We start from the raw sequence: 16,877 nt of genomic DNA, 5'->3' as shown, positions 1-16,877 counted from the left end.
CGGCAGGCTGAGTGGAGGCGTTCATCCGGGGGGAGGCGCGCAGCGCCGTTCGGCGCAGCCGAACACATCGAGAGGAGGTCGCGCGAAGCCGACCGGAGGCGATGCCCCCGGATGAATGCCGGAGCGAAGGAACCCCGAGCCTAAGCGAGGGGCCGTACGTAAGGGGCGAGACCTTTTGGTTCCTTTTGGGGCGTTTGCCAAAAGGGACTCGCCGTAAGGGCGAAACCATAAGCCGCCATAACCGCAGCAACGGATATGTACTCGGTCATGAAGGAATATCCAAAGCCAACGACATGAACTGACCGATCCGCGACCGCAACCACCGCTCCGCCGGATCATTGTCATGCACCCCACTCCAGGCCATCGACAACTGCGCCGCCTCAATCTCGAACGGCGGATCCTCGGCCCGCAACCCACACCCCTCCACCAACGCACACGCCGCATAATCCGGCACAGTGGCAATCATCTCGGTCCCCGCGAGCAACGCCCGCAACCCACTGAACTGCGGCACCCCCAGCACCACACGACGACTACGCCCAACCTTCGCCAGATCCAGATCGATATTGCCGCTCAAGTCCCCCGAGAACGACACCATCGCATGGGGCCGCTCACAGTACTCATCCAGGCTCAATGTCCCCGGCCGGGTGTCGCCACGCAGCACTTTGCAGGGAATATCGCGCAGTTTCTTGCGCTTGGCATTGGCCGGCAGATCCGTGGTGTAACTCACGCCCACCGAGATTTCCCCCGACGCCAGCAGTGTCGGCATCAACAGGTAATTGGCCCGCCGCACGACCACGACAATGCCCGGTGCTTCCTCTTGCAACTGACGCAGCAACGGTGGAAACAAACCGAATTCGGCATCGTCCGACAACCCGATGCGGAACACATCGCAACTGGTCGCCGGATCGAATTCCTTGGCCCGGCTCACAGCCCCGGAAATGGTATCCATCGCCGGTTGCAACTCCTTGAGAATCGCCAACGCACGCGCCGTCGGTTCCATGCCGCGACCATTGCGCAGCAGCAACGGGTCGTCGAACAGATCGCGCAAACGCCCCAGCGCGGCGCTCACCGCCGGCTGCCCCATGAACAGTTTTTCCGCAACGCGGGTCAGGTTTTTTTCGAACATCAGGGCCTCGAAAATCACCAGCAGGTTCATGTCGACGCGACGCAGATCGTTACGGTTCATAGGCACAGGTTCCTTGTGTGTGTTCGGCCAGGCGCGAGGATGAGAATTGTGTCTGACTTTACCCAAGACTTCCCGCGGTGAGCGAGGAATTAACAACGATTAACTCGCAAGCCAGAGCCTTCGGGTCCAAGAATGAAGCCTACCGACACGGACATTCGCCATGGCTCACGTTCAGCAAAATGCCGCCCCCGCGTCATTCACGCCTATGCCAAAGAAAAGCACCGGTGGCCTCAGCCCGCAACGCGAAAAACGGGTTAAACAACTGATCCTCGAACGTCTGGGCGACAGCCTGGAAGTCACTGAACTGGCACAGGCCTGCGCCCTCTCGCGCAGTCACTTCTCCCGCGCGTTCAAGTGCAGCACCGGCCTCTCGCCGCAAGAATGGATTCGCCAGCAGCGCATTGCCCTGGCCAAGCAATTGATCCAGTACACCGACATGAGCCTTACGCAGATCAGCCTCGAATGCGGCTTCTGCGATCAGGCGCACTTCTGCCATATCTTCACCCGCAGCGAAGGCATCAATCCGTTTGCCTGGCGCTGTCAGTTTGTTCGCGGCGCCTCGTTGAGCAGCAAACGATCGCAGGTTACGCCAGCCCCTACAGAGCTGTGTGTACACCCTTAGGAGCTGGCGCAGCCTGCGATCTTTCAGTCAGACATCAACCCTTGAGGAACGCCAACAGGTCAGCGTTGAGCTGGTCCTTATGGGTGTCCGTCAAACCGTGAGGGGCGCCCGGGTAAATCTTCAGGGTCGAGCCCTTCACCAGTTTGGCGGAGGAGACGCCCGCCGCTTCGTACGGCACCACCTGATCCGCGTCGCCATGCACCACCAGGGTCGGCACGTCGAACTTCTTCAAGTCTTCGGTGAAGTCGGTTTCCGAGAATGCCTTGATGCAGTCATAGGCGTTCTTGTGGCCGGCCATCATGCCCTGCATCCAGAACCAGTCGATCATGCCCTGGGACGGTTTCGCGTCAGGTTTGTTGAAGCCGAAGAACGGGCCACTGGCGAGGTCGATGTACAGCTGCGAACGGTCGGCCAGCGAGGCCTGGCGGATGCCGTCGAACACTTCCAGCGGCAGGCCGCCGGGGTTGGCTTCGGTCTCGAGCATCAGCGGCGGTACCGCGGAAATCAGCCCGGCCTTGGCCACGCGGCCGGTGCCGTGACGACCGATGTAACGCGCCACCTCGCCACCGCCGGTGGAGAAGCCGAACAGCACGGCGTTTTGCAGGTCGAGCAGCTCGATCAACTGCGCCAGATCGTCGGCGTAATGGTCCATGTCATTGCCCGACCACGGCTGGCTGGAGCGCCCATGACCGCGACGGTCGTGGGCGATGACCCGGTAGCCCTTGGAGGCCAGGAAGATCATCTGCGACTCCCAGCTGTCGGCGTTGAGCGGCCAGCCGTGACTGAAGACAATCGGCTGACCGCTGCCCCAGTCCTTGTAGTAAATCTCGACGCCGTCGCGGGTAGTGAAGGTGCTCATGGGTGATGCCTCCTTAACGAGTGTTGGGGTGAATCAAACCGGTAACGGGTTCAGGCGGTCCGCCAGGCGCGCCACCCGCTCGCCCAGGTGCGCGGCGGTGCAGCGATCCTCGGGCGGCGGAGCATCGTCGGGGGATTGTTCGACGTTCGACTGGGCCATGGCGCCCAGTGAGCTGCCCAGGCGATTGAGTTGGCCGTTGAACGCGCCGGTGCTGGAGCGTGCCGGCAGCAGGTCGAGGCCGACCCAGATCATCGAGTGCTGGGCAGCGAACACTGCCATCTGCAGCAAGGTGTTGAGCTTGTCGCCGCACAGGCAGCCGGAATTGGTGAAGCCCGCCGCGAGTTTGTCGCGCCAGGGCTGGGCCAGGTAGAAGGTCGCCGTGGCCTCCATGAATGCCTTGAAGGCCGCCGAGGCGCTGCCCATGTAGGTCGGCGCGCCGAAGATGATGGCGTCGGCGTTGTGTAGCCGCGCCCAGTGCTCGTCCACTTCCTCGACCGGGATCAACTGGCAGGTGCTGCCCAGGTGCCGTTCCACGCCCGCGGCCACGGCTTCGGCCATGACCCGGGTGTGCCCGTAGCCACTGTGATAGACCACAACCACGTTGCTCATTGCTCGGTCCTTGCGATGAGTTGAGTCCTCTTGTAGGAGCGAGCTTGCTCCTACAGGAAGAGAGTTTTGGCGTAGACCGGACGCGCGACGAGTTAAACGTTGTTAATTTTCCTTGGCGCGCAAAAAGCCCCGGCATGTCCTGTCCATCTGTCGCACCCAATGTTTTCGGGACCGACAGCCGCTGGCCGATACGCTAGAGTCAATGCCTGCCCTTTCAGTCACCCGGGTGGCGCATTGCGCTCTGTAAAAAACCTGAGGAATATGCTCAAAAACCGCGTACTAGACGGATGCAGCAGGAGCGACTCGTTGACCCTTTCCCCCGAACAGGCTGTGCATTTCGGCCCCTACCGGGTCTACCCCGGACAACGCCTGGTGATGGAGGCCGACCAGCCCTTGCGCCTGGGTCGGCGCGCCATGGACATCCTGTTGATCCTGCTGGAGCACGCCGGCAACGTGGTCAGCAAGCAACAATTGATCGCCGGGGTCTGGCCCAACAGCGTGGTCGAAGACATCAACCTGCGGGTGCACATGGCCGCGTTGCGCAAGGCGCTCGGCGACGGTCAGACCGGCCAGCGCTACATCGTCACCGTGGCCCAGCGCGGGTACAGCTTCGTCGCACCGCACTCACTGGAGCAGGCAGAGCAACCGCCAGCACCCACCGCTTGCGCACCGAGCCGGCATAACCTGCCGGTACGCCGCACGCGCATGATCGGCCGGCAGACGCTGGTCGACAACCTGATGGAGCAACTGCCCCGTCAGCACTTCATCACCCTCGTCGGCCCCGGCGGCATCGGCAAGACCACCGTGGCCTTGCGGGTCGCCGAGCAAATGATCGGTCGCTACCGGGACGGCATTCACCTGCTGGACCTGGCCCCGATCAACTGCCCGCTGATGATCAACGGCCACCTGGCGACGTTGCTCGAAGTGGCTCTGCACGACGACGAACCCATGAGCGGGCTGGCGGACTCTCTACGCGACCGCCACATGCTGCTGGTCATTGACAACTGTGAGCACCTGGTCGACGCCATTGCCCAGCTCAGCGAACAGATTCTGCGCAGTGCGCCGCACGTGCACATCCTCGCCACCAGCCGCGAGAGCCTGCGGGCCGAAGGGGAATTCGTTCAGCGTCTGGAGTCACTCGACTGCCCGCCGCCCATCGCCGTCCTCGACTGCGCCCAGGCCATGACCTTTTCCGCCTTGCAACTGTTCGTAGAGCGGGCCATGGCCAGCCATGACAGCTTTGAACTGAAGGACGATGAGCTGCCGCTGTTGATTGACATCTGCCACCGACTGGACGGTATTCCGCTGGCCATCGAACTGGCGGCGGCGCAAGTGGGCAACTTCGGATTGCACGGCTTGCTGGCGCAGTTGCAAAGCAGCTTCCGGGTGTTGACCCAGCCCTGCCAGACGCCCCTGGCACGCCATCAGACCCTGCGCGCAACGTTGGACTGGAGCTTCGAGCTGCTCAATGCCTGTGAAAAGACCTGCCTGCGCCGACTGAGTGTGTTTCGCGGCGGCTTCACCCTGGAGTCGGCAGCGGCGGTGATTGTCGGCGAACACATCGAACCCCGCGAGGTGTTCGGCTCGATCACCCTACTGGTCGCCAAGTCCCTGTTGAACGTGGAGGTGGGCGACGAGGATGTTTACTACCGCCTGCTCGATACCACCCGCAGCTATGCCCTGGAAAAACTCGGGCAAACCACCGACCTGCCAGGCACTCGGGAGCGGCATGCCGAGCGCTGCCTGGCGCTGATGCAACAGGCGCAGGACGACTGGGAGAAAACCTCGACCGGCCTGTGGCTCGAACGCTATGGCCGGGCCCTGGAGGACATCCGCGCAGCCCTCGACTGGGGATTGCACGCTAAAGGGCCGCAGGCACTGGCGATACGCCTGGCCGCGACCTCCACGCCCCTGTGGCAAGAGTTGTCACTGCTCAAGGAGCACGGCGGTTATGTGCGCAAGGCGCTGGCCTTGCTGGAGCAGTCTGCCGAACCTTGCCCGCGCTTGCAGATGGCCCTCAAGCTGGCTTTGGGTAGTGCCTGTTACCACGTTCAAGGAGGTTGCGCCGAAACCGTTGGCGCCTTCGTCAGCGCCAGAGCCCTGGCCAGGCAACTCAACGATGTGGCCGGTCAGTTGCGGGCGATTTCCGGGCACCTGGCGGTCAATCTCAGCTGCGGCCAATACCAGATGGCCCTGGAACAGAGCCGGCAATTCGATCGACTGGGGCTGCATGACGACGCCCTGATGTCCCTGAGCATGCATCGATTGCGGGTACTCGCCCTGCACTTCTGCGGCGACCAGCAACAGGCTGGGGAGCATGCCGAACAGGTGCTGCAACGAATGACCCACAGCGGTCATCTCAACCGCTTCACTCACGGTTTTGGCGTGCAATACGACCAGAGTGTCGCGGCACTGACCGTCCACGCGCGCATCCTCTGGCTGCAAGGCCAACCGGAACAGGCCTGGCGCGCGGCCCGGCAAGCGCTGGACATCGCGCTGCAGATCAACCACGGCACGTCGATCTGCTACACCCTGGCGCTCGCCGGCTGCCTGATCGCCCACTACAACGGCGACACCCGCAGCGCCCGCGAACTCCTGCGCCTGCTGCTGGAACAGGCGCAGAAACACTCGGTTCCACTGTTCTATCACTGGGCGCAACACTATGCGCAGGTGATCGGCGGCACCGATGTTCGGCCCACCAGCCGCCAAAGTGTCGGTTTGATCAAAGACATTATGGTCACGCTGGATACGGCATACGTCGACGATGGTTTGCTCGAACGCGCGCAAAACGGTGCGTCGGGCTGGAGTACGGCAGAGATTCTGCGGGCCAGGGCCAAGGCGCTGCTGGCAACGGATTGTCCGGTGAAAACCGCAACGGCAGAAGCCGTGCTGCTCAAGGCACTCAACGTGGCCAGGACTCAGGGTGCGCTGGCCTGGGAGTTGCGCAGCGCCACCTCGCTGGCGCAACTGTGGCAGCGTCAGGGCCGCCACCAGCAGGCGCATGAACTGCTGGCACCAGTCTACCAGCGCTTCACCGAGGGTTTTGCCACGCCAGACCTGATGACGGTTCGCCGGCTACTCGACGAGTTGCAATGCCACCTGCCCGCCTGAAAGCCAGCGCGTTTGAGTGATGTAACCCGCATAGCGCATTTCAAGGGTTCTCAACTCACCACTGAGTTCGAGTTTTTCCAGTGCGTAGGTGCGGGTGGTGTTGAGGAAGCGGTAACGGGTCACTCCACCACCCTGCTCATGGGACAGCAGTGACTTGAATGCCAGGCTTTCCAGCACCTCGATCAGCTCGGCGGCAGGCAGCCTGTCACAGCTGATCACGCCGATCGCGGCGTCCTGGGTAAACACCATTTTGAACACCGCCAGGCGCTGCAACACGGTTTGTTCCGCTGCAGTCAATCGTTCGTAACTCCAGTCCAGCGCGGCTTTGAGCGTCTGATGCCGGGGAACGGCCGTGCGACGACCCTGGGTCAGCAGCTGAAAACAGTTATCGAGTTGCGCTTGCAACCCAACCAGCGCCAATGCATCGATTTGCGCCGCGGCCAGTTCAATCGCCAGCGGCAGGCCGTCGAGGCGTCGGCAGATTTCCCGTACGGTCTTGAGGTCTTGCTCGCGCAGGGTGAACCCTTGCTGACGAGCCCGGGCACGGCTGACGAACAATTGCACCGCCGAATAGCCCATGACCTCGGCAACACTGCGCAGCGCTGCCGCCGGCGGCACCGCCAGCGGTGGCAAACGCAATACGGTTTCGCCCGACGCCTTGAGCGGCTCGCGGCTGGTGGCGAGGATCGACAGCCGCGGCATCGAATGCAGCAGCGTGTCGACCAACGTCTGRCAGCATTCGAGCAGGTGTTCGCAGTTGTCCAGCACCAACAAGACATGCCGCTGCGCCAGCGCCTCCAGCGTGGTGCCGACCTCCAGCCCAAGGGTTCGTGTTAGGTGATCGGTCACTTGCGCAGGGTCATCGATCGCCGCCAGGTCCACCAACCACACGCCGTGCCGATAGTGCGGCAACAACAGTTCGGCCACGCGCAGCGCCACGGTGGTCTTGCCGATCCCGCAAGGCCCGACCAGGGTCATGAATCGCCGTACCGGCAACTGCCGCACCAAGCTGCCGACAATCGCATCGCGCCCGGTGATCGGCGTGAGCCGCGCCGGCAAGTTGTGCAGGGGCTTTTGCAGGGTCTCACTCGGGAACGCTACGGGCTCTGGCGAATGCTGTACTGGGGCGACAAAACTGTAGCCGCGCTGGGGAATGTTGACGATGTAGCACTGGCCGTTCTGCCCGTCGCCCAAGGCACGGCGCAGGGCGGCAATGTGCACCCGCAGGTTGATCTCTTCGACCACGGAGCGCGGCCAGACCTGCGCAATCAACTCTTCCTTGCTGACCACCGAGCCTGCGTGCTCGACCAGCACCTGCAACACATCAAGGGCGCGGCCGCCCAGGCGCAGCGGTCGATCGCCCTCCAGCACCAGTCGCTGACTGAGGTGGAAAGCGTAGGGCCCGAATTGCAGCACCGCTTCGCTGTTTATATCTCTGAGGCTGTTCATGCGCTGTCACCCGCTGGAAGCCTGGCTCGGTACGTGAGTCCATCCCAGGCTCCGCACCTTCCTTGCAATGAGTCCAGCGGTATCTTGGCAGGCCTCGGTGACGGTACAACTGCCACGGGGGGAGCGTCACGGCCATTGCGGTGCGCGTGACGGACACGCGCGCTAGCTGAACTGCTCGCGGTATTGAGTCGGGGTCAGGCCAAGTTTTTCACTGAACAGAAAACGCATATGCCGCACGCTGCCGAAGCCACTCTTGAACGCCACGGTCTTGAGCGGCAACTCGGTGGTTTCCAGCAGGTTCCTGGCGCAATCGATGCGCGCGCTTTGCAGAAACTCCATCGGCGTCATGTTCACGTCCCGGGCGAACACCCTGGCGAAATGACGCAGGCTCATGTTGGCCAGACCGGCCATGCGCTCGATGCTGTAGGTTTCATCGAGATGTTCAAGCACATGGTTCTGCACCCTGGTAATAGCCGTTTCGTGAGGGGCCACCGCCGCCATCAAAGGGCTGAACTGCGCCTGCCCGCCCTGGCGTTTCATGACCACCAGCAACACCTTGGCCACGTCCTGGGCGATTTTTTTGCCATGGTCCTGGGCCACCACCGACAAGGCCAGGTCGATCCCGGCGGTGACGCCACCGGAAGTGATCAGGTTGCGGTCCTGGACGAAGATCTGATCGGTCTCGACGGTCGCCTTCGGAAAGCCCTTGATCAGCCGCTCGGTGTAGTGCCAGTGGGTGGTGACGCGATAGCCATCGAGCAATCCGGCATGCCCCAACACGAACGCCCCGGTGCAGATCGAGCCATAAGCGGCGGACCGGCTGACGTTGTGCCTGAGCCAGTCGAGCAATGGCGGATGCCTTTCGTTGTAGGCACCGGGACCACCGGGTATCAATAGCAAGTCAAAACCTTCGCAGGCCTGATCGATGTGCTGGTCAGCGTGCACGCTGACCCCGTTGGACGCCCGCAGTGCGCCGGGCTCGGTGCCAATGGTCGACAGCACATAGTGATCGTCGGGTTTCAGATAACGATTGGCGATGGAAAACACCTCCATGGGCCCGGCCATGTCGAGCAGGAGAAAGTCGGGAAACAGCACCATTGCCACGGTTTTCATGGATTGGAATTCACTGGGATCAATAGGGTCGGCACATCAATCCTTGTGGGAGCGGGCTTGCTCGCGAAGGCAGTGTGTCATTCACCATCATGTAGCCTGACACGACGCCTTCGCGAGCAAGCCCGCTCCCACAGGATTCTTGCCGTGCATTATGGCCAAGTACGACGTAAAGATCGGAAAAGAATAGCTGATTCGCACCCGGACACTGTCAACCTGATAGAGACAGTATTTCAATTTCCATCTACTTATTGCATAAACCAGTAACCATTAACCTTCTCCTCACTCGGACGAATTCACGTCCCCACAGGAGATTTCATCATGCTGACTCTTCGCAAAGCCTCGGATCGTGGCCTGGCCAATCACGGCTGGTTGAAGTCGTTCCATACCTTTTCCTTCGCCAACTATCGCAACCCGAAAGAGCAGGGTTTTTCCGACCTGTTGGTGATCAACGACGACCGCGTCGCCGCCGGCAAAGGCTTCGGCCAGCACCCGCACCGCGACATGGAGATTTTCTCCTATGTGCTTGAAGGTGCCCTGGAACACAAGGACACCCTGGGCACCGGTTCGGTGATCCGCCCCGGCGACGTGCAACTGATGAGCGCAGGCAGTGGCGTGGCCCACAGTGAGTTCAACCACTCCAGCACCCGGGCGGTGCACTTTCTGCAAATCTGGATCGTGCCCGACGTCAGCGGCGCCAAACCGCGCTATCAGCAAGAGCACTTCAGCACCCAGAAGAAACGCGGGCGCCTGCAACTGATCATCTCGCCGGACGGCGCCAAGGGTTCGCTCAAGGTGCGTCAGGATGCACGGGTGTATGCCGGCTTGATCGACGGCAAGGAAAGCGCCACCCTGGAGCTCGCCGCCAACCGCTACGCCTATGTGCACGTGGCCCGGGGCAGCGTCGAACTCAACGGTGTGTTGTTGCAGGAAGGCGACGGAGTGCGGGTTCGCGAAGAACAGGCGCTGACCTTGAGCAACGGTGTGGATGCTGAGGTATTGGTCTTTGACCTGCGCCCACAGGAACTGCCGGAAATGCCATGACAGATCCCTGCTCGCGAAGGCGTAGTGTCAGTCGCTATCAATGTTGGCTGATACACTGCTTTCGCGAGCAGGCTCGCTCCTACAGGTTACTCGCCGGTCCCGGCGAACCCCGCGACAATCTCATCGATCACCGCCCGGACCTTGGCCGTATGCCGCAGGTCCGCGTGGGTCACCAGCCAGATGTCATAGGGCAGCGGCCGCGAGCGCTCCGGCCACAACCTGACCAGCCCCTCCTTCTCCCCGATGTACACCGGAATCTCTCCGACCCCGATCCCGGCCGCAATCGAGCGACGCACCAGCAGGCTGGAACTGAGGCTCGCGACAATCCGCCCGCGTCCCACCGGTTCCGAGACCAGCGTCATGTCCTTATTGCTCTGCAAGTACGGCTGATACACCACCAGGTCATGCCCGGCGAACGCTGAGCCAGGCTCCGGCACGCCGTGGGCATCGACATAGGTTTGCGAGGCAAACAACCCCACCGGCCAGCGGGCAATGCGCCGGGCGATCAGGTCAGGGTTTTCCGGTCGGGTGTTGCGTACGGCGATGTCCGCTTCGCGTTTTGCCAGGCTGAGGATCTGTGTGGTGGCGTCCAGTTGCACCCGTACATCTGGGTGTTGCCGATGTAGGCGGGCAATCGCCGGGATCAGGAAATCAATCGCCAGGGAGTCGGTGGTGCTGACTCGAACCGTGCCGGTCAAGCGATCATCCAGGCCCTGGATCTGGCGTTCCAGTTCCAGCGCCGAATGCTCCATTTTCTCCACGGCCTTGAGTGCCGCTTCGCCGACAGCCGTCAGCGCATAACCTTCGGAAGTGCGCAGGAACAAGGTCGCACTCAATGACTTTTCCAGCGCTGTGATGCGCCGGCCGACCGTGGCCTGATCGACTCCCAACACCCGCGCAGCCCCGCGCAACGTGGATTCACGGCAAACCGCGAGAAATACCCGGGCGTCATCCCAATTCATAACGCTCTCCTGATGATGCATTTACGCATCAGAATAGCGCGTAATCGCTGCATTTACGCTTCTAGAAACCTCGATATGCTGAAGGCCTGAGTGACCTCAGGACAGCGCTCGTGCACCGTTCACCCCAGCGCCATAATCTTTCGCACACCACAGGTATAGGAAATGACACTCCCCCAGACCATGACCCTGATCGAAATCACCGAACCCGGTGGCCCTGAAGTCCTGCAACCGCGCCAGGTGCCTGTGCCTGTTGCAGGGGCCGGCGAGATTCTGATCCGTGTACATGCCGCCGGGGTCAACCGCCCCGACGCGCTGCAACGAGCCGGCCAGTACCCGATGAAACCCGGCATGAACCCGAACCCGGGGCTGGAAGTGGCCGGTGAAGTGGTGGCGATTGGCGCGGGCGTCAGCGAATTTGCGCCAGGCGACAAGGTCTGCGCCCTGACCAATGGCGGCGGGTACGCGCAATACTGCGTGGTCCCGGCCAGTCAGGCCCTGCCGATCCCCGAAGGCATGGACTGGGTGCAGGCGGCGGCCATCCCGGAAACCTACTTCACGGTCTGGGCCAATCTGTTCGGCCTTGGCGGCGCAAGCCAGGGTCAACGTGCGTTGATCCACGGCGGAACCAGCGGCATCGGCACTACCGCGTTGATGCTATGCCGCGAGCTCGGCATTCAAGCGTTCGCCACGGCCGGCAGCGACGAAAAATGCGCAGTGATCCGCGAACTGGGTGCCGAGGCGATCAATTATCGCGACCGGGACTTTGTGCAGGTCATCGCGGAAAAAACCGCGGACCAGGGCGTCAACGTGATTCTCGACATCATGGGCGGCTCGTACCTCAACAACAATGTGGCCGCCCTGGCCATGGAAGGTCGCCTGGTGATGCTCGGTTTCCTCGGTGGCGCCCATGCCAGGGATGTCGATTTGCTGGCGATCATGGCCAAACGCGCCGTCGTCACCGGCTCCCTGTTGCGCTCGCGGACCCGGGAAGAAAAAGCCGCCATAGCCCGACAACTGCACGAGCACGTATGGCCGGTGCTGAGCGCCGGTCGCTGCCTGCCGATGATCGACCGGGTTTACCCGCTTACGGAAGCGGCTCAGGCCCATGCCCGGATGGAAGCGGGCGATCACATCGGCAAGATCGTCCTGCGCGTGAATAGTTGATGGTTCAGGGCTCGCAGGATTCCTCAAGGTTGGCGACCTCTGCGCCCTGCCCCCCCTGATAACGGGCCCGATAGCGCCCGGGGCTTTCCCCGGTCCACTTCTTGAACGCCCGATGAAAAGCGCTGGGTTCCTGGAAACCCAATTGCTCAGCGATATCGCTGATGCTCGCATCGCTCTGACGCAGTTGCTCAAAGGCCACGCCACGGCGTACTTCGTCCTTGATCTCCTGGTAGGAACAGCCTTCACGCTCCAGTTTGCGGCGGAAGGTGCTGGGGCTCAGGTGCTGTTCCAGGGCAAAGGCCTGCAACGTCGGCCACTCACTGTAATGACTGCCGCGCAAACGCTGATGAACCTGGGATGCCAGGCCATGCTGGTTACGGAAGCGGATCACCAGCCATTGCGGCGCGGTACGCAGAAATACCTTCAGCGACGCCAGGTCCTGAACCACGGGCAGGCGCAAGTAGTGGCTGGCAAATTCGATTTCGGTGCGCTCGGCACCAAAGGTCAGGTTGGGGCCCCATAGCAGGCGGTCGTCACCCAGCGACAGGCGCGAATGGCGGAAGTCCGCACGGTCAATGGGAATGCGCCGCCCGCCCAGCCAGCACAGCAGACTGATCATCAACACCAGAAAGGTTTCTTCACCAAAGCGGCTGGCATCGTTGTCCGTCGAACGGGTTTCCAGGCTGATCACCGCACGCTTGCCACGTACGGCCAGGGAGCCGCGAAAGTCGCGCAGGAACAAGCCGAAGTTGGCCAGGCACTGACGCATGGCCTTGTGCAGATCGGGTTCCTGAATCAGGGCGCGGCAAATCAGGGCGAAACTGCCCGGCGGCATGCCATGGGAGTCGAGCCCGAAAAACTCATCGTCGAGCTCGCGGATCTGGATCAGCCACAACGCCGCAAACGCGCTGGCCGGCACCCGCGCCGTGGGTTGCTGCATGACCACCGGATCAATGCCCGCCTGTTCAAGCACGGCCGTCACGCGCTGCGGTTCATCCCTCAGCCCATGGATCATTGCCTGCACGAAATAGGCGGCAACCGAGTCCTTTTCCCGCATTGGTTCGTTTCTCTCTCATCACCCGAATGGCAAAAAACATCATTGCCGTTGAACAGTTTTGGCATAGGACAACCGCCCTGCCGGCTCTAGACTCGCGGCAATAGTACGCCTTCGGCCGCCGTCGCGGCCAAGGTATCGCAGGGTTTGATCGAAGGATGGGAAGATGAATCTGCAAAACATCGGGGTGATCGGTGCGGGCACCATGGGCAACGGCATCGCGCAAGTCTGCGCCATGGCCGGTTTCAACGTGACCTTGCTCGACATATCCGAAAGCGCTTTGCAAAAAGCCGTCGCAACGGTCGGTAAAAACCTGGACCGGCAGATCGCCAAGCAAACCCTGACGCCGGAGCAGAAACAGGCGACCCTCGACAAAATCCGAATCAGCACCGATTACAGCGTCCTGGGTGACGCGCAACTGGTCATCGAAGCGGCCACGGAAAATCTCGACCTGAAACTGCGTGTGTTGCAACAGATCGCCGCGCAGGTCAGCAACGAATGCGTCATTGCCTCCAATACCTCGTCGCTGTCGATCACCCAACTCGCCGCCAGTGTCAGCCAGCCTGAGCGCTTCATCGGCCTGCATTTCTTCAACCCGGTGCCGGTAATGGGCCTGATCGAAGTCATCCGCGGCCTGCAAACCAGTGACGCGACCCACCAACTGGCGCTGGACATGGCGACCACCCTCGGCAAAACCGCAATTACCGCGGGTAACCGTCCGGGTTTCGTGGTCAACCGGATCCTGGTGCCGATGATCAATGAAGCGATCCTGGTGTTCCAGGAAGGCCTGGCCAGCGCCGAAGACATCGACGCCGGCATGCGCCTGGGCTGCAATCAGCCTATCGGCCCGTTGGCCCTGGCGGACCTTATTGGCCTGGACACCCTGTTGTCGATCCTCGAAGCCTTCTATGACGGTTTCAACGACAGCAAATATCGCCCGGCGCCGTTGCTCAAGGAAATGGTCGCCGCCGGTTACCTGGGACGCAAAACGGGGCGCGGCTTCCATGCCTATGCCTGAGCGTTGCTCGCGCTTTGCCGAGTACCGGGACAAGGTCCTGGAGCTGTTTGCCTGCAAGGGGTTCGGCCAGGTCGGCATGCGTGAACTCGCGACGTGCCTGGGGCTCTCCCCAGGCTCGCTGTATCACCATTACCCCAGCAAACAGCATCTGCTGCTCGACCTGATCGAGGAGTTCTACGAGGAGCTGCTGGCCACCTTGGGACGTATCCAGCAAAAAGCCCCGGGCAAGCGCGACAAACTCAACAGCCTGATCCGCGCCCATCTGAATCTGCATCGGGAGATGCCCTGGCATTTCCGCCTGGTGGAGCGCGACAGCGGTTGCCTGAACGAGGAACAACAGGCTCGGGTCCGGCAATTGCGCGAGCAATACGAACGCACGTTGCTGAGGATGCTCGGCGCGAAGTCGCGTTTCAGCGAGCAAGGTCTGCTGGCCGCCGGGCATGCCATTGGCGTCCTGCTCAACAGCGCTCCCAGCTGGCTGACGCCACATGTGCTGGACGAGCAGGAACGTGATGAGCTGCTGGAGAGCATGGTCAGCGGCGCCATCGAACGCGTGCTGGCGCCGCGGCGTGCGCCGGAGGCAATAAGCCTCGCGCGTCCTATCGAAAAAACATCTAAAGAAACACAAGCACCGACAAAGATTTAGCGCTTTGCTTGTCGGCTCGACACAATCGGAATTCGCCGAAAAAACCGGCGTCCAAACCGATGTATGTACTCGAGCACCTGGAGCCGACCATGAAAATCAATCCCTACCTTATCTTCAACGGCGACTGCAAAGCTGCCTTCACGTTCTACGCGCAGTCCCTGCAAGGCAAGATCGAAGCCATGTTGACCTTCGGCGAAACGCCGGCCGCTGAGCATTGCCCCAAGGATCTGCACAACCTGATCATTCATACCCGTCTGATCGTGGGCGATCAGGCGATCATGGGATCGGACACCACACCGGATCGCCCCGTGGATAAAATGAGTGCCTGTTCGATCTCACTCAACGTCGACAGCATTGCCGAGGCCGAGCGGGTCTTCAATGCACTGGCGGACGGTGGCACAGTGCAAATGCCACTGGAGACCACGTTCTGGGCGGCGCGCTTCGGCATGCTGGTCGACCGTTTTGGTGTGTCGTGGATGGTTAACTGCGAAAAGAATCAGTGAAAGGCCTTGGTCGATCGACAGTCTTCAAGGCAAAAAAAAGCCCAACCTGAAAAGGTTGGGCGTTCTGGCAACTCCCGGCCTGTCTGCTACCGTCAACTAGCCACATGGATAGCAGCGAACCAGAGGAGCAAACCCACTATGCCGGCCCACGACCAGTCTTGGTCCACCCGTTTCAAATGCTTGCTTCTGGCCGGTGGACTGATCACCAGCCTGCTGGCCCTCAATGGTTGCGCCACTGTCGATGCACAGACCACCGCCTATGTCGGCGTAGAACATCCGGCACCTACATCGCCGGACAAGGTTGTCGTGCTGCGCTCGGAGCCTCCTCGTCCGCATGTTCGCCTGGGTGAAGTGCTGATCGACGCCAGCGTCGACCCTGCCCCGCCGATTACCGAAGTCGAACAGAAGCTGCGGGTAGAAGCCGCCAAACTCGGTGGCGACGCCGTGGTGGTCGTCTATGACCATATTCAGGCGGTGGGTGCCTATGCCAGCGGGCCGCTGTGGGCTCGCGACGTGACGACCATCGAGGGACGCAAACTCAAAGGCATCGTGATCAAGTACCAGTAGATATCTCCCCCCGGAAGACAGCGTCAACGGAGGCTGAATTTGAATGACGTGGTGATCGCCCTCATCGTTTTCGCCTGCCTGTCCGCCAGCGCACTGCTGGGCTCGTACGTGAGGGAGCGATTACCGAGCCATCACCTGAGCGATGACTCCGTGGCGGTGGTGAAGCTGGCCACGGGCCTCATCGCAACGATGTCGGCGCTGGTCCTCGGCCTGCTGGTTTCCTCTGCCAAAGGCACCTTCGATACGGCCAATGCCGAACTGGAGGGCGCGGCGGCGAAAGTGGTTCAATTCGATCGCTTGCTGGCCCGCTACGGCACCGACACCCAGGGCATCCGTACCGAGCTCAAGCACAACTACGCAGAAGTCACCCAGGTGCTCGCTTCCCGCGATCACCATCAGATTGCAAAACTCGATAGCCCCGAAATGATCCGTCGCTCCGAAGGCCTGCAACGCCAGGTCGAATCACTGACGCCCGGCAACGATGATCAGCGCTCGCTCAAAGCCAAGGCATTGCAGGACATGGACACCGTATTTGCCACCCGCTGGCTGACGCTGCTGCAGGCCAATCAATCGATTCCACCGGTGATGCTGGTGATCCTGGTGACGTGGCTGGGGATTATTTTCGGTTCGTTCGGCCTGTTTGCACCATGCAACGGCACCATTGTCGTCGTACTGCTGATGTGTGCCCTGTCGACGGGGGCAACAATCCTGCTGGTAGAGGAGCTCAATCGTCCGCTTGATGGTTTTATCTGTGTGTCGCTGGAACCCTTGGAGCACACGCTGGAGCGGTTGGGGCAGTAATTTCATTTCCTGCGGACAAAAACAAAACCCCAACTGCTTTCGCAATTGGGGTTTCGGAATTTAATCTTGACGATGACCTACTCTCACATGGGGAAACCCCACACTACCATCGGCGATGCATCGTTTCACTGCTGAGTTCGGGATGGGATCAGGTGGTTCCAACGCTCTATGG

At 61.4% G+C, this 16,877-nt stretch carries 16 protein-coding genes and 1 rRNA gene; 9 read left to right on the top strand and 8 right to left on the bottom strand.

The window, feature by feature from the left end:
* Positions 1-265 precede the first annotated feature (265 nt).
* The gene (locus AC1DVE_RS30560; protein ID WP_223461277.1) at positions 266-1,186 is read right to left on the bottom strand and encodes a LysR family transcriptional regulator; all 921 of its coding nucleotides are present in this window, start codon (positions 1,184-1,186) and stop codon (positions 266-268) included.
* A gap of 160 nt (positions 1,187-1,346) precedes the next feature.
* On the opposite strand from AC1DVE_RS30560, the gene AC1DVE_RS30555 reads away from it, so the two are divergent.
* Positions 1,347-1,808, top strand: a complete 462-nt coding sequence (locus AC1DVE_RS30555) for a helix-turn-helix domain-containing protein (protein ID WP_223533881.1) — start codon at positions 1,347-1,349, stop codon at positions 1,806-1,808.
* Between the two features lie 34 nt (positions 1,809-1,842).
* On the opposite strand, the gene AC1DVE_RS30550 is transcribed toward AC1DVE_RS30555, so the two are convergent.
* Both AC1DVE_RS30550 and AC1DVE_RS30545 read right to left on the bottom strand, forming a co-directional pair.
* Positions 1,843-2,667, bottom strand: coding sequence for an alpha/beta fold hydrolase (locus AC1DVE_RS30550; protein ID WP_223461281.1), 825 nt, complete (start codon positions 2,665-2,667; stop codon positions 1,843-1,845).
* Between the two features lie 33 nt (positions 2,668-2,700).
* Positions 2,701-3,276: a flavodoxin family protein gene (locus tag AC1DVE_RS30545; RefSeq protein ID WP_223461283.1), complete on the bottom strand. Its 576-nt coding sequence runs from the start codon at positions 3,274-3,276 to the stop codon at positions 2,701-2,703.
* 306 nt (positions 3,277-3,582) lie between these two features.
* Here AC1DVE_RS30545 and AC1DVE_RS30540 point away from each other — a divergent pair, with 306 nt between their 5' ends.
* Positions 3,583-6,387 (top strand): ATP-binding protein, encoded by a 2,805-nt coding sequence (locus tag AC1DVE_RS30540; protein ID WP_477784419.1) that lies wholly within the window; start codon positions 3,583-3,585, stop codon positions 6,385-6,387.
* On the opposite strand, the gene AC1DVE_RS30535 is transcribed toward AC1DVE_RS30540, so the two are convergent.
* Both AC1DVE_RS30535 and AC1DVE_RS30530 read right to left on the bottom strand, forming a co-directional pair.
* On the bottom strand, positions 6,352-7,836 hold the full coding sequence (locus AC1DVE_RS30535; protein WP_223461287.1) for an ATP-binding protein: 1,485 nt from the start codon (positions 7,834-7,836) through the stop codon (positions 6,352-6,354). The two genes, AC1DVE_RS30540 and AC1DVE_RS30535, sit on opposite strands and share 36 nt — an antisense overlap.
* 162 nt (positions 7,837-7,998) lie before the next feature.
* Positions 7,999-8,949: a GlxA family transcriptional regulator gene (locus AC1DVE_RS30530; protein WP_223461289.1), complete on the bottom strand. Its 951-nt coding sequence runs from the start codon at positions 8,947-8,949 to the stop codon at positions 7,999-8,001.
* A 318-nt stretch (positions 8,950-9,267) separates the two neighbouring features.
* Here AC1DVE_RS30530 and AC1DVE_RS30525 point away from each other — a divergent pair, with 318 nt between their 5' ends.
* Complete coding sequence (locus AC1DVE_RS30525) at positions 9,268-9,990, top strand: pirin family protein (RefSeq protein ID WP_223461798.1); 723 nt, start codon at positions 9,268-9,270, stop codon at positions 9,988-9,990.
* A gap of 86 nt (positions 9,991-10,076) precedes the next feature.
* On the opposite strand, the gene AC1DVE_RS30520 is transcribed toward AC1DVE_RS30525, so the two are convergent.
* Positions 10,077-10,952, bottom strand: coding sequence for a LysR family transcriptional regulator (locus AC1DVE_RS30520; RefSeq protein ID WP_223461796.1), 876 nt, complete (start codon positions 10,950-10,952; stop codon positions 10,077-10,079).
* Between the two features lie 162 nt (positions 10,953-11,114).
* Here AC1DVE_RS30520 and AC1DVE_RS30515 point away from each other — a divergent pair, with 162 nt between their 5' ends.
* Positions 11,115-12,116 carry an NAD(P)H-quinone oxidoreductase gene (locus tag AC1DVE_RS30515; protein ID WP_477784418.1) on the top strand — a complete coding sequence of 334 codons (1,002 nt, stop codon included), beginning with the start codon at positions 11,115-11,117 and terminating at the stop codon, positions 12,114-12,116.
* 4 nt (positions 12,117-12,120) lie between these two features.
* Here AC1DVE_RS30515 and AC1DVE_RS30510 read toward each other — a convergent pair whose 3' ends face one another.
* Positions 12,121-13,173 carry an AraC family transcriptional regulator gene (locus tag AC1DVE_RS30510; protein ID WP_223461792.1) on the bottom strand — a complete coding sequence of 351 codons (1,053 nt, stop codon included), beginning with the start codon at positions 13,171-13,173 and terminating at the stop codon, positions 12,121-12,123.
* Positions 13,174-13,336: 163 nt separating this feature from the next.
* On the opposite strand from AC1DVE_RS30510, the gene AC1DVE_RS30505 reads away from it, so the two are divergent.
* The 5 genes from AC1DVE_RS30505 to AC1DVE_RS30485 all read left to right on the top strand — a co-directional run bounded on the left by AC1DVE_RS30505 (position 13,337) and on the right by AC1DVE_RS30485 (position 16,705).
* On the top strand, positions 13,337-14,188 hold the full coding sequence (locus AC1DVE_RS30505) for a 3-hydroxybutyryl-CoA dehydrogenase (protein WP_223461790.1): 852 nt from the start codon (positions 13,337-13,339) through the stop codon (positions 14,186-14,188).
* Positions 14,175-14,834 (top strand): TetR/AcrR family transcriptional regulator, encoded by a 660-nt coding sequence (locus AC1DVE_RS30500; RefSeq protein WP_223461788.1) that lies wholly within the window; start codon positions 14,175-14,177, stop codon positions 14,832-14,834. Before AC1DVE_RS30505 ends, AC1DVE_RS30500 begins: the two co-directional genes overlap by 14 nt.
* A gap of 89 nt (positions 14,835-14,923) precedes the next feature.
* Positions 14,924-15,337 carry a VOC family protein gene (locus AC1DVE_RS30495; protein ID WP_223461786.1) on the top strand — a complete coding sequence of 138 codons (414 nt, stop codon included), beginning with the start codon at positions 14,924-14,926 and terminating at the stop codon, positions 15,335-15,337.
* Positions 15,338-15,475: 138 nt separating this feature from the next.
* Positions 15,476-15,904: a hypothetical protein gene (locus tag AC1DVE_RS30490; RefSeq protein WP_223461784.1), complete on the top strand. Its 429-nt coding sequence runs from the start codon at positions 15,476-15,478 to the stop codon at positions 15,902-15,904.
* Between the two features lie 48 nt (positions 15,905-15,952).
* Entirely contained in the window at positions 15,953-16,705 is a 753-nt protein-coding gene (locus AC1DVE_RS30485; RefSeq protein WP_223533948.1) for a bestrophin-like domain, read from the top strand.
* 64 nt (positions 16,706-16,769) lie between these two features.
* On the opposite strand, the gene rrf is transcribed toward AC1DVE_RS30485, so the two are convergent.
* Positions 16,770-16,877 (bottom strand): 5S ribosomal RNA (gene rrf / locus AC1DVE_RS30480); the annotation flags it as partial.

It is taken from the genome of Pseudomonas sp. P4_B4 (assembly GCF_056402255.1).
This window is presented reverse-complemented; position numbering and strand designations above follow the sequence as displayed.